Genomic DNA, 24,152 nt, shown 5'->3' with positions numbered 1-24,152 from the left:
TGGTGGAGGCGAACCGCGACCTGTCAAGGTGCAACAGTTGCACTTCAATGGTGGAGGCGGACCATATCCCAGCAAGGTGCAATGATCCGCAGCCGTTCCGGATGAAGATATCCATTGACATTCAAGGGTACCGGCACAATAAATAATAAAAAGGCCCCGCGGCGTTATACCGTAGGGCCTTATTTTACTGCAGAAGTTTGTTCTGCTTCACTGCCTGTTCGATCTTCGTGTCAAGCCATAGATTCACGTCATTATATAGCTGCTGCAGAAGGTCCTTTGCTTCCTGGGTTAGTAATGACAGCGCGATCTTCTTTGCTTCTTCAAAGGCGTGTTTCTGTGCTTCCGGGCCGAATTCGCCTTTCTTTTTCAGACTGTCCACATATGTCTGGAACATATAATCAACAGCCTGCAGGACGGCTTCATTCGCCTGGTTGACATAGTTCTGAATTGTTTCGTTCTCAATGCGTTTGGTGATCTCACTGGCCTTCTTTTTCAGGAAGACAACCAGCATTCCGCCGACTATGGTGATCACTGGCAATATAACCGTTGTGACCAGGGCGCGGCCTATTTCACTATCAAAGAATTCAACCATGTTCCATCCTCCTTATTTTACGACTTCCACATCGTTCAGATATACCCAGCTACAGATCCCGCCATTTGCACCCAGAAGAACCCTGTCACCTGATATCTGTGAAACAATGTGGGTTTTGTCCTTAACCCATCCAGGAATGGTCTGGCCAGTGGCGTATTTCGTGGCGCTGGCTTGATCTTCACTTCACTTCCGACCTTGACCGGTTTTGCCGCCGGTTGTTTCGGTTCAGGACCCGGCGCGACTTGTGTTCCTCCTGTCGTGGTGATATAGGTTTCAAAACCTGCAGTTTTGAGTTTTGCGGCCAGGTTTTCAGCGTTCTGTTTTACACTGAAAGCGCCGACCTGGACCCTGAAAAGGCCACCTGACTGTTTAATGATCGCGTCATACCCTGCAGCCTTTACCTTGTAATACTGGGTGTCTGCATTGGCTTTGTTAGAATATGCGCCGGTCTGGACATAATACGCAGTAGGTTTTCCGATGATCGGATGGCCAGCCTGTGCCGGTGCGTCGTTCTTTGCCATTTCGGCCTTTACTGCAGCCCTGAACATGTCCATATTCTTCCCGTGACGCGGGAACCAGTGCATAACATCGGCATGGTTCGAAGCGATCCCGCGCTTATTGCCTTCACTGTGGCAGATAAGGACGCCGTCGGCCAATGGATCCAGGTTGAACTTCTTACACAGATAAGCGCAGAGTTCAACGGCTTCGGTGTAAACCTTGTTGAAGTATGAAGCGTCCGTCAGATCGTCTTCGCAGATCTCAAAACCGATATAGCCGTTATTATTGGCATTTTTAGCAGATCCCAGGGATCCGCTTCCGGAATGCCATCCAACCATGTCCCAGGGTAATGTCTGATATGTTGCTATACTGCCATCCTGCAGCTTCCCGATGAAAGCATGAACACAGACACTTCGGCCGCCTGGCTTCGGTGTGTTCCAGTGGTTATTATATGGATTTGGTCCCAGCAGGCCATCATCCGGGCCGACATACCTTTTCAGCCACGGGTTAGTCGCGCCGGTACTGTGGACCATGATCCCTTTTACCGTATGTCTTTTCCCCGATTTGAAACAATCGTTATTCGTCAGAAATAAAGTTTTCAGGTTCATTTACGGAATACCTCCTTATTCCGGGAAAGTCCCGTTATTTGCTTTTTCGGCCATCGCTGCGTCATACACGATCCCGCCTTTCGTGTTTTCCTTTTCCGCCTTGCGATAATAAAACCCCGTTGCAGTGGCCAGTTCGGCGAAGATCGAAGGGATAAGATATGCAAGCGGTGAAAGATCGTGGGTAATGTAGATCATCCGGCATGAAAAAATGACCACCGAAATGGTCATCGCTGAAACGCCTATGAATATGATCTTTGAGAACGCCACCTTTTTCCTTTTTCGCTTATTCATCGCCGAACCCCCTTTCAATTCTGTCGATTCTCTTGTGTGCCTGCTTTGCGGATTCTTCGACTTTGGACACTCTTTCGGCCAGGGCATTGACAGATTTGTTTGTGTCCTTCTGTTCCAGTAGGACATCATCAATTCTGCGCTTTATGTATTCCATGTCAGACTTCAATGCACCGGCTTCACGGCCATTTTCGGACGATTCCTTTTGGAGTCCCTTTTTATATCCAACGTACCCGAAGATAATTCCGCACACCGTTCCCGTCACACCGATCAAGGTGTAAATTGCTGCGCTGTCCATTTTTCATTGATCACCCCTATTCTTAAACATTTGGTTCAGGCTTTGTCTGAACCCGTAACTGTTGAAATGTTCCAGTATGCCTTTATACGAAGCAATGCTGCGCTGTAACATTCCTGGATCTTCTTTGCCTTCGGCCACAGCTTTGATCAGGTATTTCAGGCGGGTTTTGACCTTCTTTGCCGTGGTCTTTTTGAGTTTCCTATGCGTTGGCCATATCCGGAAGCCGACGAATTCGACGCCGTCCTTTATTGGCCGGATACATGTCTTCGCATTAAGATCCAGGCGCAGCTTTTCGTTCAGGAATATTTCGATCCGGTCCTTTACTTCATGAAGGAATGCCTTGTCATCATGAAGGATGATCACATCGTCCATATACCTGATGTAATAGTGCAGCCGCAGTTCGTTCTTTGCGTACTGGTCCAATTCGTTCAGATAGATATTAGCGAACAGTTGACTGGTCAGGTTTCCGATCGGCATTCCCTTGTCGAACAGCCTTTCTTCTTTCGGACAGTCATCAGGACTGACACCGGCCGGAAGCCCGAACGCTGTGTCTTCGCTGTTGATGATAGTGGATAGAAGCCATAAAAGGTCCGGATCCTTGATCCGCTTTTCCAGGATCCTGATCAGGACTTCATGATCTATCCGGTAGAAATATTTGCTGATGTCCAGCTTCAAGAAATAATATTTCTTGTCGCGCCGGTTGACCTGCCGCAGCCAGTATTCAAGACGGTTCGCCGCGTTATGCGTCCCTTTTCCGATCCTGCAGCCATAGCTGTCATATATGAACTGTTTATCGTAAAAAGGATTCAGGTGCCTGTAAATGGCCCACTGAACGATCCTGTCTTTGAACTGAAGGGCCATGATCAGCCTTTTCTTTGGTTCAGTCACATAAAATTCGCGATATCATCCGACTTTGTACGTCTTGTAAATCAGTTCGTTCTGGATCTTGATCAGGTTTTCTTCCAGGTTCATGGTGAACTGCAGAACATCCTGGCGGTATCTTTTGGCTTTTCTGGCTTCCAGGTATGCTTGATATAAGTTGTCAAAGTCATAGATCGCTGGATAAATGTTGCGTAATGTCTTCATCCTTTACCCCCAACGCCGTGCGTGACAGCCTTCATCAATTTTACAAGCAGCCTTCACGGCAATTCATTCTTTTGCTTCCCGGTGTCGCCGGGAGCAGGGATACATGTCCCTTTGTACCTTACGCGCGGATCTTTGCCCGTTAGGCAATAGATTTCTGGCATTTAAGGTCAGAGCGGAGCGGAACCCGATGTTCTGGTACGAGTTCGACCGCGCGTAGTAGCCGTTCAGATAGAACACCCCAGCGTTCGACGTGTTGTTCCAGTTGCCGCCGCGATAGCCAAGCCGCTTTTATTCGACATGTACCCCGCGGTGTCCTTACTGGGTTGTTTTCATCCATCCACCCAACATTTTGCCGATCTCATTCAGCATTTTCCCCCAGTTCTCATATTTTCGCAGAGGAAGATACTTCATGTCTTTATCGGCTGCCAGGCGAATGAAAGTCCGAAGGACATCAAGTTCGACGTCTATTTCATAAAGAATAGGCTTTTTATTTCTGCTTTTATTTGCCACGACTATAAGCCGCAGAATTTTATACATTGATTGCTTTATTTCGGATCCCAGGGCATACCGTTCAGCTTTTGGGAACTGAATTATGCACTGGTTTCCATACTTGATCATGTCATATGTCTTCTGCCAGATTTTCAGATTATCCAATATGTCAACCCCCAAAAATGCCAGGGCGGCTTGACGCCGCCCAGAACAGATTTCCAGATTACCAGATATCAGATTCCCGGAATAAAAGCGGAGCGGAACCCGAGGCTGTGGTCCGAGTACGACCGCGCGTAGCGGCCGTACAGAAAGAACACCCCAGCGGCCGACGAGTTGCTCCAGCCGCCGCCGCGAAAGCCAAGCCGCTCACCGCGATTTCTCATATAGAAATAATCACCGCCGTGATCACCACTGTCAGCAGGCATGATCGCCAATGCTTTTAATATTTCCGGTACCGTTAGGCCTTCAATGGCAGCCAGTGCAGCGAAGCTGTTTGAACCATATGGGCCATCATCGTCAGGACGATTTGTAATATTCTTTACAAGTCTGAATGCGAAGCCGGAACTTCCTGATGGCTTTGATAAATAGTCCCATTTCAATGTGTCAACAGTGCCAGGATCGACAAGGGATCCGTTTTCCAGAATAGCCTTCCACAATGTACTGTTAAGGCCCTGATCGACCTGTGCTGCAGCGTTGTTGTCTGGAATGATATGAATTTCACCATCCAGGGTTCTATATCCACCAACCCATTCATAAACATTTCCATTCAGGTCCCATATACCTGCAGGTGTTCCATCGTGGGACCAGGAAACAGGCCCGGAACCTGTGGCCACACGGCCATCGCGTGTGATGCCGCCATCGTCGTACCTGTATGTTACAATTCCTTTTTCCCATGCTGCGCTGTGATCCTTGCCATAGTTGTTATTGCCGCGCGGCATGCAATTGTTTTTACGGCACCACAAGGCAATGGCTGCCAATTCGGCATTTGTCATCAGATGATGGCCAGCGCCTTTTGCTTCGCAGTATTGCTTCGCCTGATCAAAGTTTACGCTGACCGCTGGATCCTTGAAAGGAAGACTGTACGCTTTCCCGTTCATAACGAAGCTGATATTTGCTGATGTAGATCGCCGGAACTTCAACACCGTTCACGATGAACGCTGGGTGTGTGCTGGCGCTTCCGTCCGTGATCAGGTCCGCGATCTGCTTTTTATCGAACCTGACAACGATGGAAGGGTACCCGTCAACGTCGAATATGACGGAGTTATTTCCACCAGTCAAGGCTTCGACCGCGACTTTAAGATCATCATAATTTGCCATTATTCCACCTCCACAAGCGCCCACAGAACCAGCGTCACATTATCCATGCTGAAAGGAACGGGAACCGTCTTTTCAGGATCCTGGTACTGTCTGGCCGGAATTATGATATTTGCAACGTAATACTTCGACAGGCCAGCGATCAAGATCTGATCATCGTCCTGGCAGATGTCAATTTCCACGTCATAGTCCCTTTCATACTTCGAAAGGTCCAACATCAATTCATCACGGAAGAATATCTTTGTGCCTTCAACATTAAAAGCGATTTTCTGACCTTCATTTTTATGGATTATATTCATTTCCTCTTACCCTCCATTTCTTTGATTGCTTCACGGCTTCTTTGTGCCGTGGCGTCAGCATATTCCCGGACTTCTTTGGAAGCGGACCTGGGATCATAGCCGAAGTCGCGAAGGATCTTCGCTTCCTGTGCCTTCCTTTCGTCAGATTTGATTATTATGTTTGCCATTTACACCATGCCCCCTTGAACGTGATATCTGATGGTAATGGACGTCGCGGTGCCGGTATATTTCACCTTAAAGCCGTTGGCCTGCTTGCCGCTGATGATTATGTCACCAGCAGTTCCGCCGGACACAGAATTCACTTCAACGGTGACATTGTATGAAGTCCTGTTCCTTAACTTCGCGATGGAAATGGTGTTGTCAGTGTTGGCCGGTGAAATAGTGGCCGAACCGGATTCAACTTCCCATTCAGCCCCAGAAAGCGCCGCCTGGCGCTGGACCTGTGCAAGAACTGCCGCCAGGGCGTCGTTTGCCATGATCCCGTGTTCCATGTTGTTGAAATTCTGCGCGTTCATGGGCGTTCCCGGCTGAATTATGGTACTGCCATCCTTCACCTGGTCTTTCCACTGCGTTGGAATATAGGATTTTTCGTTTGCCATTTACTGCTGCACCTCCTTAAACTTCATTGATCGGGAATTCATATTTGAGAAGAACACCCTGGTTGACATTTTTCAGGATGTTTTCTGACCTGCTGCCTGCCACATTCCCGCCCACATCAATCAGTCTGCTTTCGACGATAGTGGACGCTGTGGACACCGGATCGGTAACGGATACCATGATCACCACGCTATTCCCGACCACTTCGCGTGAAGTGATCGCCCCGTCATACCATGTGGAACCGATCCTGTACTGTGCTTTTGCGATTTTGTCAAGCCATTCCTTTCTTCTGGCCGCCAAAAACGTCGATGTAAAGAACGCCATCTGGTTTCCTCCTTTCTTTATACCGGAAGCGTACCGGCGATTTCAGGTCCACATTCAGGGAATGTGGCTGTATATGCCGAAGTGGCATTTGACGCCTGGATCGGCTGTATGATTACACGCCCGACTGCCGGTTCTGTGTTAATGATCCCGCAGACTTCCGGTCCGCATTGCGGGTATTCGGTCATGTAAACATTTGCTGTTCCAGACACTTCGACGACTTGCCTTATTAAGCGGCCGATCGTGGATTCTGAATATTGTGTTCCGCAGACTTCCGTGCCGCTTTCCAGGAATGAATACAGGTATGACCGGAAGTTCGGCGATACCTGCAGTTTGTAAAGGATCCATACGATATAGAAAAATTCCATATTCGCCGGTTTCACCATTTCGATGGTTTCTTGAAGTTCGTTCGCGAAATTCTGATTTGATTCCGCCGACTGAACATAGAATTTGAATGTCTGATCATCAATGATCAGTTCCCACAGTCCTGGTCCGATGATGGTGTCAAGTTTCGTGGCCAGCCGTCGCTTTGTGAAGGGAAGCTGTGCGCCGTAAATGTTCAGGATCCTTTTTCTTCTGAATGCCAGCGTTTCATCAGGCTTCGGAACTATGCCGATGATCTTTTCCCAGCGCTTCACCCCATCCAGGGATAATGTTTCAAGGAATAATTCATCGGCTGCACGGATAGCCTTTTCGGCTGCGACATCAAATTCAGGCTGTTCCGCTTGTGCTATCAGGTTAAATTCCAGAAGTTCCTGCAGATAACGCGGCCAGTAATCAATCAACGGTTTCATTTGTTACGTCCCCCAGCACTGGTATTTCATCCGGTCCCAGGACAAGGTTTGAAGCGTCCCCGTTGATCTTCGTTCCGGTGATATCAAGTACACCAGAAATGTCAAGGGTTCGCGTTTCGATCTGGCTGATTCTCACCACTATATTTTCAGTATCTTCCCAGGCTTTGATCAGGTCAGTGAAGTATTCCGATATAGCGGCGATTATCCCAGGTTTTACTGTTTCCCAGGTATAACCGGATTGAAGGGTGATCTGGCTGGAAATGTCTATCGTCGCAGCAGTTACACCTTCGACCGTTACAACATGGCCGATCGGTGCAATTCCAAGGCCGACACCCTGGTTTCCAATGGGATCGATGATTTCCTGAACGGTATCGATCAGAGTAGGGGAAGGGACGCCCCAATCGCTGGTTACGATGGCCAGCCGGACAGTTCCACCGCCATTCCATACCGGGTAAACCTTGACGCCGCCGACACCGTTGATCCCTTTGGTTTTTTCCTTGTAGTCCTGGACGTTCCCGCCGAACGCCTGAATATTTAGGCTTTCGAAATATCTTGCCCGAAGATCGTCGTCGCTTTCTTCTCCCTCACCAGGAATGAGAACGTCAGACAGGATCGCGGATCCAAGTCCTTCGATGAAGTCAATCGGAAGAAGATTCCCGGAATACATATTCCCTATTGTCCCGGCGGTTTCTGCAGCCATGTTGTAGACACCAGGTTCGATTCTGGCCGTGGCCGTGTAGTTCACGTCACCACCTGAAAAGCGGCTGCCGATAGGAATGTCCATCGGGTTCCCATCAGGATCCTTGAATTCGCCTTTTCGCTGTGCATAGGTTGCCGGTTGCCTTTTTATGCCGCGTTCCATTGCCTTCAATGTCAGGTCCCGGCCCGTCGCGGTATCTGGGAAGGCCCTGTCCAGGATCGTCCCCAGGTTAATATACATTTCGGCCAGTTCGGCCGCTGCCGGTGCGATCGCGTCGTATATGATCGAACCTTCACGTTTATCCACCGAAGCAGGAACACGGGAAAGGCACCTGTTAAGGATTCTTTCAAAGGTCATATCTTCAAACACTGGTTATCACCTCCACTTCCGACTGGACATCGCCGAATATAGTTTCTGCCGTGAATTCGACCACCATGGTCCTTTTGTCTTTGCGGGTAAAATTAAAGCCTGTAACATTGGTGATCCTTCGATCCCATGTTAAGGCTTCTTTGATACGACGCTTTACTTCACTTTCGAACACCTGGGTTCCTATCCCGACGATGTCATTCAGTTCCGCGCCATAGTTCCAGGAATAGATCAGATAGTCGAACCTTTCTGTCTGCAGGATCTTGTATATGGCCTGCCGCATTGCTTCCAATCCATCGACAAAACCTATGACGCGCCCTGTCTTAAAATCAATTCTGTAAGTCCTGGAAGGCTGTTCGCTGTCATCGACGATTTCGTAATCTTCGCCGATTACAACCTTTTCGGCTGTTGGTATCATGTGATCACACCCTTCCTATGACCAGGTATTCCTGGCCGCCATAGTTGCGAAGCAGTATGACTTTATCACCCACCTGCAGTCCTGAATATACTTCCTCAACGGTTTCCAGTTCCTTTTCTGATGTGGTCTGTGCCGGTACGCTATGACTGTGCGGATCTTCACCGGCCGATCCGGTATTATGGGCCGGAACGCTGTGTGTGTGGCCAGGTATCTTGTGGGTGTGTGTCCTGTATGCTTCGTCTTTCCTTAATTCCCTGGGGATAACAAGAACGCTTTCGTCAATGTAGAAGCGATTATCCACCAGGACCTGAACCGGCCCGATCTTTGTCACGGTACCGAACATAAAAGCCGCCGGTGTGGCAGCTTCGCTTGTCTGTTGTGCGATCTTCTTCATTGTTTCAAGCATTCCCATTATACCACCCTCAATTTTAATGACATTGTTTCCTTTCCCAGATCGTGACTTGCTTCATCGATCAGGAAAAACTGTTTGACGCCGATATCCGCGAAGCTGATGAAAAGAACGCGACCGGCCCTGACGGACAGATCCGACAGCGCTTTCACTTCAAAGGTCCTTTGCGGCCTGTTCTTCAAGGTAAGAAGGTTGTTTCCTCTTTCGGTGATCTGCGCTGCATTCATTTTTTCATCGACCTTTTCGAAATACTGCAGCGTTCCCCAGAACTTTATATTGTTGCTGTCCTGGAACAGATACACGTCACGCTTTCCGGTTTCTTTGTTATCGCGGACCAGCTTTATTCTGTTGTAGGTATCCGAATCAATTTCGGATGTATATGTGTAATCTGTGGCCAGGCTTTCATCGCCGACCAGCAGGTCCAGTTTTGAACCGGCGCAGGATGAAATTCTTAATGATCCGTAATCGTCCCAGAGGAAGAACATTTGACCTGTATTGATCAGTGTCAGATCCAAGGCTTTCAGGATGATGTCAAACAGCGTCTTGTTATCTTCCACCAGGGACGGGATCACATATCCGGTATTTTCAAGGGTACCGATTTTCAGGCCGAAGTCTGCAGCGATCAACGCGGTTATTTGATCCGCGCGCTTTCCTGTGAAAACATAAGTGTCCTTGTTTTTCAGGTACCGCGTTTGATCATATGCTGTTATTCTCACGACCCCATTTGCGGTTTCGGTTATCTTGAATACATATCCGTAAAATACGCCGGTATTTCCGTTCTTTACGGCAATAATGCCGCCGTGTTTCCAGATCACAGCTTGATCCTTCAACACTTCGAATTCAAAGGAAGCGGGGGACCCGGTGCGCTTCGTCGTCCATTTCGGCGACATTGCAATTTCCGAAACATCAAAGGCAGAACCATCGACGTTATTCTGATACATGATTTGAAGATCCATCATGGTATATTAAACACCTGCCCCGGATATATGGTATATTTCGGGTTCCCCGTACCCTTGTTTCTTTTGTCGATCGTGTCTTTGTTGGCTTCGTAGATCTTCGGGTACTGTGAACCATCGTTGTAATACTTTTTAGCGATGGCCCACAGTGAATCACCGGCCACGACCGTGTGTGTTTTTGTCTGCGGTTTCGGAGGACTTCCGGACCTGGCAACAGGTGCAACGACCGCCACCTTGACCGTCGGCGCCGGAAGGCTGATCCTTTTGGCCGAATACTCTTTCCATTCCCGCAGTTTCAAAACATAGTAAATGTCCCCGACTTCGCCGCCATATTCTTCATAGGTGAAGTCCTCAATTCCCATCAGTATATTGATATCCAGGTCCGTTCCTATGATCAGGAAGCGGATCGGCTTTTCTGCGTCCCTGGCTTCTTGTATGGCCTGATGTATTCGATCGGTGCCAGGACATTCCTTCCGGTAACATAGGGTGCTTCATGGGCCGGGAAGTGTGATTCCCAGGTTATTTCACGAAGCCCCTTTTTCCGAAGTATATTCACATCGCCCAGCTTGACGATGGTTGCCGTTTCGTTTTTACCTGGTGATTTCACGGTAAGGGATTCAGGAAGGACCGGGATTTCATAGTCCTTATTATTCATGATCAGGAACATATGATACATCAGCTATACACCCCTTCCGCTGCTGTGACGAATTCGTCTTCCAGCTTCCTTTCGATGGCTGCAGTCACTTCATCCAGATCCACCTTTTCGCTGATCTTGATATCTGTCAGCGTTACCTGTGGCGTCAGCGTCACGAAGTTCTGGACGAATTTCTGTTCAGCTATATCGCGAAGCAGCTTGATGTCTTCTTCGGAAATATCGACTTCATCATTGATCTTGCCGACTTCGCCGACCTTCCCGATTTCATCAATATTGGTGTCTTTGCCCTGGAAGGAAGCCAGCTTCTGTTCGTAGTCTTTCCCGGCAGAATTCGCGGCCTTTTTAGCTTCCTGTTCTGCGGCGTCTGCAGCGCGTTTTTCGGCTCTTTCGCGTAGCATTTGCTGGACATTTGCTTCCCTGGCTGCAGCTTTGGCCGCTGCGTTCGCTTCCATTTCGGCGATGACTTTGTCACCGGCCTGTCTGATTGCTTCTTCCTGCAGCTTTGCCTTTGAAGCGAAGTCAACCGTTTCAATGGCGCTGATAGAAACGCCAGGGATCTTATTCAGAACGCCGATCATCCAGTTAATGCCTTCAATTACGCCGTTCACAAGTGCGTCCACGATTTCCAGCGCTTTGGTTTCATGCTGAAAAATGCGTTCACAACCCCGATCCCGACTTTCGTGAAGAAGATCGGCACCTGGTCAAAGAAGTTCAGAATGCTGTTCCATGCCCTCAATAGGCCAGCAGCGAACTGATCATTCTTTTCCCATAGGTTCTTTATCCATATGATCAAGCCGACAATCACAGCTATGAGCGCGATAATGGCCAGCACGATCCAGGTTATAGGACAAGCAAGCAGGGCAGAGTTAAGGCCCCACTGTGCGGCCGTCTGTGCTATCGTTGCGCCTGTGGCCAGCATTTGAGCCGCGCCCATTATTCCCTGGACGATTGCTATTGCTGCAGTAACCGTCTTATATATTCCAAGTGCCAAGACGACGCCGCCGATCGCTGTGGCCAAACCCCAGACGATAGGTTCAATCATTGGCCAGTTCGTGGAAATGAAGTTTGCAATATCGGACACCCCATCGAATAGCTGCATGGCGAAGTCAACGGCCGTACTCAACCCGCTGGCGAAGGAAGCGAAGAACTGTTCCGCTGAATCAGAAGCGAACCATTCATTCAGCCTGGTGATCAATGGCGCAAGCGCTTTTGTTGCTTCTGTGGAAGCCTGGGCGAACCCCATTTTCAGGTTAGACAAGAACATTTCCATCTGGGTTTTTGGCGCCTGCAGCATTTTTTCGTAGGCTTCTTCACCCATGTTCTGCGCGTCAAGCAGCTTTTCGAACTGCGTGATAAACCCTTCGATGTCGCCCTTCTTTCCCAGTTCATCGATACCGAATGCCCTGATCTGCGCTTTCGACATATTGAAGCGTTCGGCCAGCGATACGATATCACCTGACAGCGCTTCCTTCAAAGAGAATCCAGCGCCTTCAAGGCCCTGGCCTGTCTTATCGAACACAGCAAGCCTTTCAGCCAGTTTATTCAGTCGGTCCAGGTTCTGCGGTTTCGTTGTTACCGACATAAAGGAAAGGGTGTTCTTTGCCAGTTCATCAAAGGCGAAGGCCGATTCTTTGGCCTGATCCTGCAGCTTCTGATACATCGCGGTTCCGATGTCCACGCTGTCAAGTCTCGCCTGGAATTCGCGTTCAAGTTTATCCAGATCCAACGCCGCGCCAACAGTGAAGTCGATTGTCTTCTTTGCTGCCAGCGCGGTTAATACTTTGGTGATGATATTATTTACGCCGCTCCATGCACCCTTGATGTTATGCGCACCCCTGGCCACCTGGTTCTGTTGTTCTTCCAGGCGTCTTAATCGATTCATCAATTCTTCGACGGCCTGCTGCGCATTGTCGAAGCCTTCGCCCGGATCGATCTGTTCGCTGACCCTGTCCAGGCGTTCCATACGGTTGATCATCTTGTCAATGGCGCTGATCTGACGCATAAGGGTGTTCGTCATCCTGTCCTGGATAGTCAACGATGTTGAAACAGCCATTTTATCACCTGCCTTTCCTCTTTACTTTCTGCGCTTCCTTTTTCTCCTTTTCAAGCTGCAGCCTTATGGAAGCAATAACGAACGCTTTTTCGGCTGGCGGCAGGTTGCAGAAGGTGCTGGGAAGCATATGAAAGCGATGGAGGCGAAGTGTGCGAACGTGCTTTCGCCATCCGCTTCACCATCGCCCCCCGCTATTAGTTTTTTGCTTCTTCAACCAGGGTGTTGATGTCTGTGTCGAATCCATTGATCTTCTGGACCGCTTCAAGTAGCTGATTATATTCACCAGGGCGCAGCAGCTTATCGACCAATGCTTCGGCACCCATAACCCATATTTAGCCTGCAGTTCTGCATTCTTGAAGTTCGGTTCAACGCAGCAGGCGATAACAAGCCTGGTCAGGTACAGGTCATAATTCGTGTCGATTACCTTCTGATGTGTCCTTTTGTCAAAGGTGACGGTCTGACACGATTTCTTTATGGCCTTGTTTTCGGCTTCTGAAATGGCCCTGATCTTAAAAGGCAACGGGATCCTTTCAGACACCTTGACTTCCATGGTTTCTTCTGTATTCAGTTCATTTTGCATTAAGAATTCTTCAAGTTTACTCACGCATTACACCCCCGATTATATCTTGTTGAACGGCGTCAGGATTTCGAAGTCTTCAAAGGTGAATTCCACGTCTTCATCCAGCGGATCGTCGCTGTCGCCGTCCAGTTTGGTCAATATGCTTGAATCCAGGTTCACACCAATCAGCAATATTGACTGTTTACCGGCAGCAGAAGCGGGATCGTCATTTTCCACAACCATGTCGAAGTAAACATCCTGGCCAGTGCGCTTATAGGAAGCTATAAGCTGACGGAACATGGAAGTAATGTAATAAATGGTCATGGTGCCGGTTCCGTTCAGGCCGGTTGTTTTATGACCGGTCATGCGCTTTCCGATGGCTTGATGTCAGCCTTTGTCTTCTCCACAGTGGCTTCAATGGTCTTCGCATAGAACAATTCTTCATTGTTCCCGTTGATCTTCGCGTAAGCCCTGCCTTCCTTGCCGTTTATGGCGTCAGGTGCATTCATAGTCTTCATTGATCATTTCACCCCCGTTTTACTGTATGGATACGACCATATACAGCTTTTCCATCGAATCATTCGGCTTCAATGCTGCAGCAACCTGAACATCACGCTTGCCGATACCCTGAACCACTTCGATGTCATCCGGAACGAAGTCGGATATCGCGTCGGCTGCCTGGTACTGGTTAGCAAGGGCCACAAGATCGCCTTTGAAAAGCTGACGGCCTGTATCGCTGTTTGTTACGGTTCCAAGATAGGACCTGCCGAATATGGCGGCCACATCGTTGGCCCATCCATCCAGTACCCTGATCACCCTGTTTGAAGTGAAGTCCTGGGATTTCGCTTCTGTGAATGTAGTCAGGGAATTGATGTCCGCAAGGACGCGGGCCTTTCCTGCTTCGCCATAGAAGACGAATTCACCGGCCTTGATGGCTGCTTCATACTGGGATTTCGTGTACCTGATGTCAACGTCCACAGCGCCATCATATGCAGTATTGGTCAGTGACTGGTTGATCTCCGCTGCTGCAGTAGCACCAGCAACCCAGGCCACAGCCTTGTCACCTGTGACGACGGTTCCGTCTTCCAGGATAACCCCATTTTTGACGTTGATTATGCCTTCATAGTCGGAAGACTTATTGTAAAGCACACCGACGATCTTCTTTCCTTCGCTGTCACGAAGCGCTTCACGAATGCTTCATAAAGGCCCTTTGTGGTTGCGTCACTGCCGGGATATCCTATCGTGTTGAATTCTTCGACTTCGATCTTCGATAGGAAGTCAGCATGTGCCGATCCGTCTTCGGTACCATTGGCCCCGCCAGTCAGCGCAGTGGCTGCAGCGTTGGTCAGCGTTCCGGATCCGAATGTAACGTAATCATTGGCCACCAGTTCGCTTGCGTTGACCACAGTCTGTCTGTCCACTTCCACAGTTCCCAGGTAAGTGATAACATCCTTCTTTGTTTCGTCGTCTACGTTGGTCTGGATCAGGATCTTGATGTCATTACCCCTGGTTCCGTTATATTTGGCGGTCACTGTAATTCCGCCGATGGTCTTTGTTGCTTTTGCCGCGCTTCCTCCGGCTCCATTGATACGGTACAGCTTCAAAGTCTTTGCACGTTTGAAGGCTTCCCTTATCAGAAGCAGTTCAGGCGCTGTCGGATCATACCCGAATAAAGCCATTGACTGTTTGTTAAAGTCACCGGCGTCAATGGTTATGATCTTGCTGTCAGGACCCCAGTTCAATGCAACGGGAAGCGCTGCAACGCCGCGGGATCCTGTGACGATCCTGGTTCCCAGCGCGACGAAATTGATATACGCGCCAGGGAGGACCTTGTTTTGAATTGTAAATACTCCGCCACCTATAGGCATTTAGATCACACCTTTCTTTTGAGATAGCCGGAAACAAGCGTTTCGGCTTCCTGGATAGAATACGCCTTGCCATCTTCAAGGACCGCGGCGGCGACATCCTTGTTGATGGAAAGCGTCTTGCTGCTTAAAATCTGTTCTTTCGTGAACTTCGGCACTTCCTTTGCCGCCTTATGCTCTTTTGCCACCTTATACACCCCCAGACTGATTTGGTCCACATTCAGGGAACTGGTACAGGTATTCCCTGCCGTCAGCGCCCAGTGATAAAACCCCGACGATATGGACGTTCTTATAACTTCGGATATTCAGGTCTGCAAACACCTGCAGATCTTCCATGGGTTCGTCATTCGATTCAGGCACAAATAACGCCATGAATGTCACGTCCATCAGGAAATGGAAGATCCCGTCCACAGTATCGGTGTGAAGATTGGTCATATGGAATGTCATATCATCAATCTTTATGGTACCGAATTCCATGTACATGGTTTCCGCCCAGGCGTGATAATTCATGGCGTCATGCTTTTTCTTTATATAGCAACATCGAACTGATATGTTCGCTTGTGCCGGTTTCCCAGGTGCTTTGACTGCGATGTTTCAATAACCTGAATTGAAAAGTTTCCGTCGGCGCCCTGCGGTATTTCATCAACGTAAACCTTTTTATCAGGCCACAGGGCGGTTAATTTGGCGGCGATTGCTTCAATGAACTTGTTTACCGTCATATTACAACCCCCTGTTTAACCTTTCTTGCAGGATCCGGTTCAGCTTGCGCTTCAACCTGGCTTCCTGTGTGATCTCCGTTCGCTTTATTGCTCTGCGAAGCACGAAACGGCCGCGAACAAAACCTTTGTATGGCCCGACATACATTCCGCCTTCCGGATCATCCCGCTGATATACGAAGGTGTTTCCTTCCCAGTGGCCTGGAACGAAGTGTGAACGGAAGCCATATTCAAGGTGTTTCGCATAGCTTAAATTATTGAACACGTCAACCTTAAAGCTGCGGCCATTTCGGATCGCTTTGTCGCTGCTGTGCCAGTTGTTTCTGTAGTCGCCGCTTCCGACGATATCCGGAACATCATTCTTGCAGATCAGCTTCGCTTGTTTTACCGCATAAACGCCTTCACCGACCACAAGTTCATCCATGATCTGGTCCATTTCTTCGGCTGCCTGGGCCATGTTATCACGCCATTTTATAAGATCTCTAAAATCAGCACTCACGCGATATCACGACCCTTCACCATGATTTCCTGGTGTGTGGCGTAAACCATAGGCTGGCCGGTGCTTTCGTACTTCAAAACGGTTCCGCTTGCTGGGTTCACACGTCCGAACCGTTTTACATCGATCTGATCGCCTGGGAGGACATTTATTTCCGGTCCCAGGAACAGTTTTACCGTGTATTCAACGTCATTTTGTGCTGCTGTCTGCTCTGATGGCCTGATCTGCATAGAGGAAAGGGAACAGATGACATTTTCGGCCACCGGTACCCTTTCCATCTTTGTGATCTTGTTGCTTCCAGTGACTTCTGCCATTCGGTAAATGGTGCAGGTGTCTTCATAGGTCATTTCGATGGCAGCGCGTTCAGCAGCAGGGTTTCCGAACATATCACCACCCCACTTTCCTGAATGCGTTCAACTGTTTTGTATATGCCTTTATGAAGTCCGCACCACCGGCCCCTGTATTAGCGTTAAAATCACCACCAACCGGCCTGAATGATGTTGTAACATCACCGCGTTTCACTGACGTTACTTCGGCGTTACTGTTTGTTTCATTGCCGTAACCTTCCGCCCGCCACATATCGACGGCCATCCGGACCACAACATTTTCAAGCTGGGCCGGGATAGCTTCATCGATGGACATGTGGCAATAGTTCTTCACCATATCCGTGACGGTGTCCAGGACGAACTGCAGAAGGCCGTCCTTCTCATTGCCGGTTATACCCAGCAACAGCTTCATTTTTTCAAGCATAACCAGCCACCACCTTCCGGATTATTTGCTCTTATCACCTTTTGCCTTGCCGGTCTTGCTGGCGTCTGCCTTCTCCTGGTCCTCTTTTACTTCCTCATACTCCGGATTCTTGCGAAGCTGTTCAACAACAATTTCGGATCTGGGTTCCAGAATGACATTATCATGCTTCCTTCTGAACTTCATCCATTACACCCCCGCTTCGGCGTATGTGAACACCAGGTCAGGCGTCAACACTGTGTCCCGTAGTCATAGAACAGGATACAGCGAAGTCGTTTGAAAGCGGGATCTTTTCAGGTTCGGTGTATGGATAGGATACGACAGGCTGTGCAATAGCTTCATCGATCATAAGAACTGCATTCTGGCCTGTAGGAATGTTCACAGAAGAATAAATGCGAACACCATGGAACATTCCGAAGTTCTCGGAAGCTGTATCGGTGCCGTTCGGTTTGGTGTCCAGAATGTTTCTGATCTTGCCATAGAATTTCGGACTACATACCATAACCATCTGGCTTCTGTTTACGCCGCGAACATAGTCATTTTTCACGGTTTCAAGTGTCTGGATGTATGCTTCCAGGATTTCCTCCAAGTCGGTTTCGCTGGTTGTGAAAGCGGTACCTGCAGCAAATGCAGCATTGAAGAAAGCCACGTCAAGTTCTGCAGCCATGGTGTCAACATGGTTGTCAGCACGTCTTGCAAGGATGTTTCCAACGCCGAAAGTGTCAAGATCGAACTTTGCCACTTCCTCCACGATTTCCTTGTGGACGTTAAGGTTTACTGTGATAGGCGGTGCTTTCAACTTATCGCCTGCGCCTGCTGCTCTTGCGGTACCGTAATCTTTTGAAGTGCTGTTCGCGAACCTCTTGAATTCAACGGAACCGGTTGCAGGGTTTCCAGTGTAGGCCTGGGATTTCAGGCCAGCAGAAAGGGCTGCCTTCTGCACGTTCTTCACGACGTAACCATAGATTTCTTTCAGATCGGCTTTGAGTTCACCGGACTGAATAAGACTAATCGCCTTTGTTCTTGCCATTAAAAATCACTTTCCTTTCCTGTTAGATTAAAATATTACCGGTCCTGCCGGTGTGTTTGGTGTTGGCTGTGCGCCAGGTTCTGCAGGTTTAGCGCCTTTCAGATCGGGCGCCTGGCTCTGCTGCTGCTTAAACAGATAGGGTTTCTTTTCACGGATGGGTTTGATCATGTCTTCGATGTTGGTTTTCAGGTTCCCAGCTTCGTCAACCTCAACCGTGTCCAGTTTCAGATCTCTGATGATGTCATCAGGATCATAAACGCTGTCACCCAGGGCCAGCTTTAATGCAGTGGTCTTCTGGATCTTTGCAATTTCAGCCTTGTGTGTGTTTTGAAGATCCGCGATCTTTGTCTGCGCAGCCTTCACATCATCGGCGATCTTTGCAGGATCCCCGGAACCACCGATTGCCTTCAATGCGTCTGCTGCAGCTTTCAACGCATTTTCAGCGCTGATTTGCTGGGCCTTGATGGCTTCGTGCTTATCGGTCGGAACATAACTTCCGTCATTCCCACAGACGATGTCAAGGTCCTTTCCGTCCTTGCCTTTGCCTTTGACAGCTTCTTCGACCTGTTTGGCCAGGTCCTCACCCAGTAGTTTTCTGATTGATTCGTGTATCATGTTTTCTCCTTTCCCCGCTGTATTTAACGTGACTTCCACACGCTTTGCGGACCGTGTTGGTCAGGGACACGGCGCCCCGAATTATATGAAAAAAGACGCCTTTTACAGCGTCCTTTTCATCAGAATTTTATTAAGTTATAAGGTGTTGGCCATAGACGTCAAAATATTCTTTGTCCAGGTCCTGGATCTTCTTTATGACGTCCTCTGGCGCGTCAGGATCAATCTTCATCCCGTCTTCTGTCGGGATCAGGTATTTATCGAATTCAGATAGGTCAAGCAATTTAACCACCCCTTTATATTATACCGCGAAGGATATTGACCACTGTTCTGGCAGTTTCACGCGGGCTTCCGTTCATGTATTCGGCAATACATTCAGCGATGAATTCACTGGTATTCGTGAACCCGTACTTTGATAAATACGGGATATATCCGTTCGTTCCTGCCTTTGCCTTTAATACATCAGCCTGGATCTTCCTTCGTAGATCGTCGATCTGTTTCATCGCGGCAATGCTTTCAGGTGTATTCCTTGCCTGATAGTCGCTGCGACTGCATGGCCGATTTCGTGCCTTATAGTGTGCATTTCCGAAGGTGTGGACCAGAAGCCGATCATGTGCTGCTGCTTTGCTATTGCGCCCAGCTTTTCAAGTGAATCCTTCTGGGACACATTACGCAGCCACAATGACTTTTTCGATTCAACATATGCACCTTTCCAGCTTGTAGAATAACCCTTCGGGAAGGTCCTGACAGATTTCAGGTGCGTAAGTTCCCCGAATAATTCCGTGGCTTTCGATATCTCCTGGTTCACTGCATTGGCCACATCTATATTATACTTCGAATAATCGGCCTGTATATTCATTTTTTCATAAACCCATTTCTGGCTTCTTCTCTTGTCTTTGCAGGTTCAAACACCGGCGCAGGTTCGGGTTCAGGTTCCGGTTCAACATCCGGTACCGGATCCGGCTTCGCTCCGACCAGCTTCGGCTGCTTGCCACCAGGAACGGATTTCGTCTTCGGGCCGGTGCTGCTTCCTGGATCCTGATCGTCGCCAGGATCGTCCACAACATCGTCCTTGCCAACATATTTTTCTTTCCATTCCTCATATGTCATATTATGCGGCATTGGTTCGCCCGAATTATACCAGTCCAGGGCGTCTTCCGGATCGTATTCGATGGTTGTTGACCTGCAGTGTGGGTGCATAGGCGGGAAGTTTTCGCCGACCTTTGCGTCTTCCAGCTTGAAGTGCTTCCCATCAAGTTCCTGGCATATGGTGCTGGTCCTGCTGTCCAGCGTGGCCACGAATTCATATTCCTTGACGCCTGCCGCCTTATAAGCGCGCTTTTCAGCTTCGTTGTGGAAGTAATTCGTTTCAGTCCTCACCAGGCGTTCAGCATTCTTGAATGACTGGCCCATCTTTCGGAAAGCTGCTTTGACATTTCCGAAATGCCGGTTCCCCGGATGAATCCCTGTGTGATTATCTCACGGACATTGAAGATCAGGGCCTGGTTATTCTTCCACAGCCTTTCAGAAAAGTTCGATCCACTCCAAGGATATGAAACGACATCCTCGACCATCCTGGTGTTCACCTTTGCGAATTCACGCGCAAAACCGACGCGCTGCTGGATGTCATAAACCTTCTTGTAATATGCTTCCTTGAAGGTTTCCCCGAACTCTGCCTTCATTTCAGCAACACCGCGGGCATACAGTTCATTCAGCGTCATTTGGATCTGTGCTTCCATGGCCATCAGGCGCGACTGCTGGCTGGAATAGGAAAGCGCGTCCAGTTCAGCAGTTAGCCTTGCTTTGACTTCGGGATCCGTTTCGTTGTTGATCCGGTTCACATAGTCGCCGATGGTACCCTTCCATTCCTGGCGTTCTTTCCTGTTCAGTTCCTTGACTGCTTCTTCATAGGAAAGGCCGTTTTCGCTGGCGTACCTGGCATAAAAATCATTGATCTGCTTCCGGATCTCTCTGGCCGCCCTCTCATATTCCTTGAACAGTTTCAGGGAAAGGGCAGCGCCCCGAAGATATGATTCAGCTTCACGCCGCAGCGCTCTTTTTAACCAGTATTCTTTCCCGGCCATTATTCATCACCAGCGCTTCCTGTCTGTCCTGGCGCCGGTTCCGCTCCTGCCTGGCCATTGATGTTCTGGCCGGTTTCCATGGCAGAATCAAACAGCCCACTTCCAAATTCCTCCATGGCCTGTTTCTTTTCTTCTTCGATCCTGGCCAGTTCTTCGTCGACATCAGTGATCCACGGATGATTTTCAAGCGCGGTCCTTTTGGATATGATCCCCTGGGAAGCCTTCACATTGTTGATGACATCAGTTTCGTTTACCGGCATGTCGGTGTTGAATATAATGTCAAAGGTTTCGTTCGAAAAATCGCCCTTGCCGATGATCTGCAGGTATGTGTCAATGAATACCTTTAACTGTTGGAAAGCGTCCTTCATTTCCAAGGCCAGCGCGTTACAGTCGGCATTCAGATCCATATACCTGAAATTGATGGCCGTTCCAGAGGCATTCCCCAGATCAGGATCCTTCGTATCAACGCCGCAGCCATAGTCGAATATATCCCTGCGCTGCTTATCCAGGAACTTCATTACAGCGTCGATGTTCAGATCTGCCTGCAGCTTATCCACACCGCCATCAGCGTCAACCTTGATCGCCAGGTGTTCACGAAGGTCCTTGATGAATTCGCCCAGGTCCTGGCCACCGTAGTTTTTAAGGACATAAATGAATTTGGCCACGTCGCGCAGCACATCAGAAGTAACGGAAGTCTGCCAGTTGATATCATCGATCAGTTCTTTGATGAAGTAACACAGCGGCAATTCTTCGTCGTTGTACTTCACCCATATGATCGGCGGCTTTGTCCAGTTGTACGCCTTGCCATTCAGCATGAAGTGACTGGCTTTTCCTTCTTCGGCCGCGTCGTTATCCACAGTGAATCCATAATCTGTGGATATAAAGTATTTAACGCCGGTACTGTCCCACCATTCGGCCTTTGTCCTGGTTGTTTTCTTCTTGCCGATGTATTCAACCACATCATAAAAGCGGATGAAGCCATCCAGGGCCGTGTGTTCGGCGTCCTTCCATAATGGGATCAATTCCGTGCTGGGGATCTTCATCATGCACAGCTTGCCTTCTTCGTTGAAATAAGGCTGCAGCCATCCGATCCCTGACTTTATGGCCGCCCTTCCAAAACCCTTCCACTTGCGCCTGAATGTGTCGTCAAAGACTTCGTTCAGCGCTTCGGCATACTTTTTATTCTTCGTGCTTACCGTGAAGGGATTGGCCAGAAGATAATTGATCTTCTGTTCGATCAGCTTTTTCAGGATCGGGTGTTCGATCTTCGTGTTCGATCGGTTGCTGACGTCATTGGTTTTGTTCTGGACGTCGGACCGGTTCCTGAAATACTGTTCGGCCATAACCATCAGCTTGTACTGTTCGGAATTCTTGAATTCCTTTATTTCTTCGCCAACTATTTCGGCCGCAGACATCGGAACCCCGTCCGGATCTTTGACCATGGACGCAAGCGAACCTGTACTTCCATGGGAAGCTGCTGCTTTATCCTTCTTTAGCCAATTTAATAGCACCCTTTATCACCTCACTTCAAAACTTCGATTGATGATCCGCGTCTTAACCGTTCTATGGAATAACGAAGCGCTGCCATTGCGTCATCCATGAATTCGACCGGTTCATCGATATAAAGGCCAGTCTGCGGATCCTTCTTCCATTTCCATTGCTGGATCTCTTTGATCGTGTTTACACACGAAGGGTGAATGTGTATCTTCCGGCCCTTTAACCAGTCGATTTGTGACTTCACGGATCCAGGTTCCTTTTTCACCGGAACCGCTCTGAACCCGGCCCTTTTCCAACGCTTTATTCTGTCAGGTTCTGCACTATCGCAGAACATTTCGGTCCGTTTACTGATATTCCGGTTAATGGCCATCTGGATAATTTCTTCCGTGTCCATTTCGAACACATACAGTTCAGAACAGATCCAGATTTCACCGTCCTTCCATCCGACATCCAGGATCGCGTTCGCATGGTTGAAGCCGAAGTCCTGGCCAAGATATTTCGCGTCGAAGTATTCTGGGCCAGTGGGGAAGTCATGAATATCGATGTTTGTCAGGATCAGTCCACCAAGTTCGCCCCATTCACCTTCACCATATACCCGGTACCCTTCCGGATCTTCAATCTTCCTGCGCTCCATACGTCTGAAATATGCCTGGTCAATGAACCGGTTCGTCTTGTAGGTTGAATGATGGGTGAAGACGTCCGGATCCTCTTTGTCAAAGTAACGGCCTTTGATCCAGTGTGTAGCGCTTACCGGGTTGAACGTCATCGTGATCTGATAATATAAATTCGGGTTGATTTCTTCCAGATCGCCACGAAGACGGTCATCCAGGATGTCAACGTCTTCCGGTTGAAGTTCCGTTGCTTCCTCGATCCAGATCCAGGTCAGCTTCCCCTTCTTAAAGGTTATTGACTTAACCTTTTCGCGCTGGCTTTGGTCCTTCATGCCCCTGAATATGATCCGGTTTCCTGTGACCTTGCTTTCCAGGGAAAGCGGGTTCATATTTATTTTCCAGAACCGGTCCGCATATTCACCATATAACCGATATACCGCAGCTTGAAGTTCTGCGAATGTACTGTCGCGGTTCGTTTCCTCAACCTTTCGGACGACCAGCAGATTCGCGCCTTTGTACTTCGGATCCGATAGCTTTATGATGTAGTCCTGGGCGATATTGACCGACTTTCCGGAACCGGCAGATCCTTTCAGGATCCTGTAACGCTTTTTACACTCATTGACCGGCTTGAATACCTTGTTGAACTGCGCGTTCGCTCTGATCTCAATTTTCGCCGTCGCCGTAATCATAATTGATCACCACCGTGACGGGGACATTCGCGTCAACCTTATCATTGAACATTCCCAGGTGCTTTCCGCACAGTTCCAAGGCTTTCAGCTTATCGGCCAGGCGGATTTCGCGTTCTATGCCTTCACCGTCCGGCGTTGGAATAGTCTTCACCTTAACGGAAGCGATTGCTGCGGTGTCGTCTTCTGACGCTCCTTCTGCGATTGTTGCACTGTCGAAGTTTATCACGTCGGCCGCATTGACGAAGGCGATCCTGGCCAGTTCACGAAGGACCCTGTCCTGGTTGATTCCGGTCCTTTTGGACCTTTCGGCCATCGCCTGTTCTATACGCGCGCGAATGTTAGGTTTTGACAAGTTTTCGCTTCCGATTTCCTTTGCCGTTTTCGGTGAATACCCCGCACGGATGGCGGCTTGCGTTGCATTCAGGTCAATAAGGTATTCCTCAATGAAGCGCTGTTGTTTGTCCGTCAGTTTTGCCACAGCCACCACCTTCCTTTCGTAATTATG

The 24,152-nt window shown here is 48.9% G+C and carries 40 protein-coding genes and 2 pseudogenes; all 42 read right to left on the bottom strand.

Translation table 11 applies throughout. The features are described from left to right. Positions 1–184: 184 nt before the first annotated feature. Complete coding sequence (locus JCM21531_RS11120; protein ID WP_038289836.1) at positions 185–592, bottom strand: hypothetical protein; 408 nt, start codon at positions 590–592, stop codon at positions 185–187. Positions 593–627: 35 nt separating this feature from the next. Continuing rightward, positions 628–1,698, bottom strand: coding sequence for an SPOR domain-containing protein (locus tag JCM21531_RS11115; RefSeq protein ID WP_094184787.1), 1,071 nt, complete (start codon positions 1,696–1,698; stop codon positions 628–630). Positions 1,699–1,713: 15 nt separating this feature from the next. After that, entirely contained in the window at positions 1,714–1,989 is a 276-nt protein-coding gene (locus JCM21531_RS11110) for a hypothetical protein (RefSeq protein ID WP_175577009.1), read from the bottom strand. Then, positions 1,982–2,284, bottom strand: coding sequence for a hypothetical protein (locus tag JCM21531_RS11105; RefSeq protein WP_038289833.1), 303 nt, complete (start codon positions 2,282–2,284; stop codon positions 1,982–1,984). The genes JCM21531_RS11110 and JCM21531_RS11105 overlap by 8 nt, the downstream gene beginning before the upstream one ends. A 3-nt stretch (positions 2,285–2,287) precedes the next feature. Further along, entirely contained in the window at positions 2,288–3,172 is an 885-nt protein-coding gene (locus tag JCM21531_RS11100) for a reverse transcriptase/maturase family protein (RefSeq protein ID WP_243467563.1), read from the bottom strand. A gap of 15 nt (positions 3,173–3,187) precedes the next feature. Then, a complete protein-coding gene (locus JCM21531_RS21955; RefSeq protein WP_243467562.1) occupies positions 3,188–3,370 on the bottom strand; it encodes a hypothetical protein in 183 nt (60 codons plus the stop codon). 315 nt (positions 3,371–3,685) lie between these two features. Beyond that, positions 3,686–4,024, bottom strand: a complete 339-nt coding sequence (gene avd / locus JCM21531_RS11095) for a diversity-generating retroelement protein Avd (protein WP_038289830.1) — start codon at positions 4,022–4,024, stop codon at positions 3,686–3,688. Positions 4,025–4,092: 68 nt separating this feature from the next. Next, positions 4,093–4,956 (bottom strand): SUMF1/EgtB/PvdO family nonheme iron enzyme, encoded by an 864-nt coding sequence (locus JCM21531_RS11090; RefSeq protein WP_369347637.1) that lies wholly within the window; start codon positions 4,954–4,956, stop codon positions 4,093–4,095. Continuing rightward, complete coding sequence (locus JCM21531_RS24520) at positions 4,898–5,176, bottom strand: hypothetical protein (RefSeq protein ID WP_369347636.1); 279 nt, start codon at positions 5,174–5,176, stop codon at positions 4,898–4,900. Before JCM21531_RS24520 ends, JCM21531_RS11090 begins: the two co-directional genes overlap by 59 nt. Continuing rightward, a complete protein-coding gene (locus tag JCM21531_RS11085; protein ID WP_034842327.1) occupies positions 5,176–5,472 on the bottom strand; it encodes a hypothetical protein in 297 nt (98 codons plus the stop codon). Before JCM21531_RS11085 ends, JCM21531_RS24520 begins: the two co-directional genes overlap by 1 nt. Next, the gene (locus JCM21531_RS18975; protein ID WP_157833677.1) at positions 5,469–5,639 is read right to left on the bottom strand and encodes a hypothetical protein; all 171 of its coding nucleotides are present in this window, start codon (positions 5,637–5,639) and stop codon (positions 5,469–5,471) included. The genes JCM21531_RS11085 and JCM21531_RS18975 overlap by 4 nt, the downstream gene beginning before the upstream one ends. Beyond that, entirely contained in the window at positions 5,640–6,071 is a 432-nt protein-coding gene (locus tag JCM21531_RS11080) for a hypothetical protein (RefSeq protein ID WP_038289826.1), read from the bottom strand. Between the two features lie 16 nt (positions 6,072–6,087). Then, positions 6,088–6,393 (bottom strand): hypothetical protein, encoded by a 306-nt coding sequence (locus tag JCM21531_RS11075; RefSeq protein WP_038289824.1) that lies wholly within the window; start codon positions 6,391–6,393, stop codon positions 6,088–6,090. Positions 6,394–6,410: 17 nt separating this feature from the next. Continuing rightward, the gene (locus tag JCM21531_RS11070) at positions 6,411–7,184 is read right to left on the bottom strand and encodes a putative phage tail protein (protein ID WP_038289821.1); all 774 of its coding nucleotides are present in this window, start codon (positions 7,182–7,184) and stop codon (positions 6,411–6,413) included. Continuing rightward, the gene (locus JCM21531_RS11065; RefSeq protein WP_038289819.1) at positions 7,168–8,253 is read right to left on the bottom strand and encodes a baseplate J/gp47 family protein; all 1,086 of its coding nucleotides are present in this window, start codon (positions 8,251–8,253) and stop codon (positions 7,168–7,170) included. Before JCM21531_RS11065 ends, JCM21531_RS11070 begins: the two co-directional genes overlap by 17 nt. After that, positions 8,246–8,668, bottom strand: coding sequence for a DUF2634 domain-containing protein (locus JCM21531_RS11060; protein WP_038289816.1), 423 nt, complete (start codon positions 8,666–8,668; stop codon positions 8,246–8,248). Before JCM21531_RS11060 ends, JCM21531_RS11065 begins: the two co-directional genes overlap by 8 nt. Before the next feature lie 4 nt (positions 8,669–8,672). After that, positions 8,673–9,080: a DUF2577 domain-containing protein gene (locus tag JCM21531_RS11055; RefSeq protein WP_038289813.1), complete on the bottom strand. Its 408-nt coding sequence runs from the start codon at positions 9,078–9,080 to the stop codon at positions 8,673–8,675. Next, entirely contained in the window at positions 9,080–10,036 is a 957-nt protein-coding gene (locus JCM21531_RS11050) for an XkdQ/YqbQ family protein (protein WP_054847086.1), read from the bottom strand. Before JCM21531_RS11050 ends, JCM21531_RS11055 begins: the two co-directional genes overlap by 1 nt. Next, positions 10,033–10,395 carry a LysM peptidoglycan-binding domain-containing protein gene (locus tag JCM21531_RS19535; protein ID WP_054847085.1) on the bottom strand — a complete coding sequence of 121 codons (363 nt, stop codon included), beginning with the start codon at positions 10,393–10,395 and terminating at the stop codon, positions 10,033–10,035. Before JCM21531_RS19535 ends, JCM21531_RS11050 begins: the two co-directional genes overlap by 4 nt. A gap of 32 nt (positions 10,396–10,427) precedes the next feature. Further along, on the bottom strand, positions 10,428–10,709 hold the full coding sequence (locus tag JCM21531_RS19530) for a hypothetical protein (protein WP_054847084.1): 282 nt from the start codon (positions 10,707–10,709) through the stop codon (positions 10,428–10,430). Then, positions 10,709–11,296 (bottom strand): hypothetical protein, encoded by a 588-nt coding sequence (locus JCM21531_RS11040; protein WP_038289811.1) that lies wholly within the window; start codon positions 11,294–11,296, stop codon positions 10,709–10,711. The genes JCM21531_RS19530 and JCM21531_RS11040 overlap by 1 nt, the downstream gene beginning before the upstream one ends. Further along, positions 11,293–12,741, bottom strand: coding sequence for a phage tail tape measure protein (locus JCM21531_RS17830; protein WP_054847083.1), 1,449 nt, complete (start codon positions 12,739–12,741; stop codon positions 11,293–11,295). Before JCM21531_RS17830 ends, JCM21531_RS11040 begins: the two co-directional genes overlap by 4 nt. Before the next feature lie 175 nt (positions 12,742–12,916). Next, entirely contained in the window at positions 12,917–13,345 is a 429-nt protein-coding gene (locus JCM21531_RS11030; RefSeq protein ID WP_054847082.1) for a phage tail assembly chaperone, read from the bottom strand. A 15-nt stretch (positions 13,346–13,360) separates the two neighbouring features. Next, a pseudogene (locus JCM21531_RS11025) lies at positions 13,361–13,809 on the bottom strand (phage tail tube protein). 28 nt (positions 13,810–13,837) lie between these two features. Beyond that, positions 13,838–14,449 carry a phage tail sheath subtilisin-like domain-containing protein gene (locus JCM21531_RS21950; RefSeq protein ID WP_243467561.1) on the bottom strand — a complete coding sequence of 204 codons (612 nt, stop codon included), beginning with the start codon at positions 14,447–14,449 and terminating at the stop codon, positions 13,838–13,840. Then, complete coding sequence (locus JCM21531_RS21945) at positions 14,413–15,168, bottom strand: phage tail sheath N-terminal beta-sandwich domain-containing protein (protein WP_243467560.1); 756 nt, start codon at positions 15,166–15,168, stop codon at positions 14,413–14,415. The genes JCM21531_RS21950 and JCM21531_RS21945 overlap by 37 nt, the downstream gene beginning before the upstream one ends. Positions 15,169–15,173: 5 nt before the next feature. Then, positions 15,174–15,353, bottom strand: a complete 180-nt coding sequence (locus JCM21531_RS11015; RefSeq protein ID WP_038289809.1) for a YqzN/YkzM domain-containing protein — start codon at positions 15,351–15,353, stop codon at positions 15,174–15,176. A 1-nt stretch (position 15,354) separates the two neighbouring features. Beyond that, positions 15,355–15,884: pseudogene (locus tag JCM21531_RS24515) on the bottom strand (phage tail terminator family protein). A gap of 1 nt (position 15,885) precedes the next feature. Continuing rightward, on the bottom strand, positions 15,886–16,338 hold the full coding sequence (locus tag JCM21531_RS11000; RefSeq protein ID WP_094184789.1) for an HK97 gp10 family phage protein: 453 nt from the start codon (positions 16,336–16,338) through the stop codon (positions 15,886–15,888). 38 nt (positions 16,339–16,376) lie between these two features. Further along, positions 16,377–16,763 (bottom strand): hypothetical protein, encoded by a 387-nt coding sequence (locus tag JCM21531_RS10995; RefSeq protein ID WP_038289801.1) that lies wholly within the window; start codon positions 16,761–16,763, stop codon positions 16,377–16,379. Between the two features lies 1 nt (position 16,764). Next, entirely contained in the window at positions 16,765–17,127 is a 363-nt protein-coding gene (locus tag JCM21531_RS10990) for a phage head-tail connector protein (RefSeq protein WP_054847081.1), read from the bottom strand. A gap of 21 nt (positions 17,128–17,148) precedes the next feature. Further along, the gene (locus tag JCM21531_RS18970; protein WP_157833675.1) at positions 17,149–17,310 is read right to left on the bottom strand and encodes a hypothetical protein; all 162 of its coding nucleotides are present in this window, start codon (positions 17,308–17,310) and stop codon (positions 17,149–17,151) included. Positions 17,311–17,347: 37 nt separating this feature from the next. Continuing rightward, a complete protein-coding gene (locus JCM21531_RS10985; RefSeq protein ID WP_038289798.1) occupies positions 17,348–18,154 on the bottom strand; it encodes a phage major capsid protein in 807 nt (268 codons plus the stop codon). A 27-nt stretch (positions 18,155–18,181) separates the two neighbouring features. Next, entirely contained in the window at positions 18,182–18,769 is a 588-nt protein-coding gene (locus tag JCM21531_RS10980) for a phage scaffolding protein (protein WP_054847080.1), read from the bottom strand. Positions 18,770–18,899: 130 nt separating this feature from the next. Then, the gene (locus JCM21531_RS18965) at positions 18,900–19,049 is read right to left on the bottom strand and encodes a hypothetical protein (protein WP_157833674.1); all 150 of its coding nucleotides are present in this window, start codon (positions 19,047–19,049) and stop codon (positions 18,900–18,902) included. Positions 19,050–19,062: 13 nt separating this feature from the next. Beyond that, positions 19,063–19,269 carry a hypothetical protein gene (locus JCM21531_RS10975; RefSeq protein ID WP_038289792.1) on the bottom strand — a complete coding sequence of 69 codons (207 nt, stop codon included), beginning with the start codon at positions 19,267–19,269 and terminating at the stop codon, positions 19,063–19,065. Further along, the gene (locus tag JCM21531_RS10970) at positions 19,266–19,625 is read right to left on the bottom strand and encodes a hypothetical protein (RefSeq protein ID WP_038289789.1); all 360 of its coding nucleotides are present in this window, start codon (positions 19,623–19,625) and stop codon (positions 19,266–19,268) included. The genes JCM21531_RS10975 and JCM21531_RS10970 overlap by 4 nt, the downstream gene beginning before the upstream one ends. Continuing rightward, a complete protein-coding gene (locus JCM21531_RS10965) occupies positions 19,622–20,179 on the bottom strand; it encodes a minor capsid protein (protein ID WP_094184786.1) in 558 nt (185 codons plus the stop codon). Before JCM21531_RS10965 ends, JCM21531_RS10970 begins: the two co-directional genes overlap by 4 nt. Then, positions 20,143–20,850 (bottom strand): hypothetical protein, encoded by a 708-nt coding sequence (locus JCM21531_RS10960; RefSeq protein ID WP_038289784.1) that lies wholly within the window; start codon positions 20,848–20,850, stop codon positions 20,143–20,145. The genes JCM21531_RS10965 and JCM21531_RS10960 overlap by 37 nt, the downstream gene beginning before the upstream one ends. Then, on the bottom strand, positions 20,850–22,292 hold the full coding sequence (locus JCM21531_RS10955) for a phage portal protein (protein ID WP_094184788.1): 1,443 nt from the start codon (positions 22,290–22,292) through the stop codon (positions 20,850–20,852). Before JCM21531_RS10955 ends, JCM21531_RS10960 begins: the two co-directional genes overlap by 1 nt. Positions 22,293–22,372: 80 nt before the next feature. Then, the gene (locus JCM21531_RS10950; protein WP_038289781.1) at positions 22,373–23,647 is read right to left on the bottom strand and encodes a PBSX family phage terminase large subunit; all 1,275 of its coding nucleotides are present in this window, start codon (positions 23,645–23,647) and stop codon (positions 22,373–22,375) included. Next, entirely contained in the window at positions 23,622–24,116 is a 495-nt protein-coding gene (locus JCM21531_RS10945) for a terminase small subunit (protein WP_038289860.1), read from the bottom strand. Before JCM21531_RS10945 ends, JCM21531_RS10950 begins: the two co-directional genes overlap by 26 nt. Between the last annotated feature and the right edge of the window lie 36 nt (positions 24,117–24,152).

The organism is Acetivibrio straminisolvens JCM 21531 (assembly GCF_000521465.1).
GTDB lineage: Bacteria > Bacillota > Clostridia > Acetivibrionales > Acetivibrionaceae > Hungateiclostridium > Hungateiclostridium straminisolvens.
This window is presented reverse-complemented; position numbering and strand designations above follow the sequence as displayed.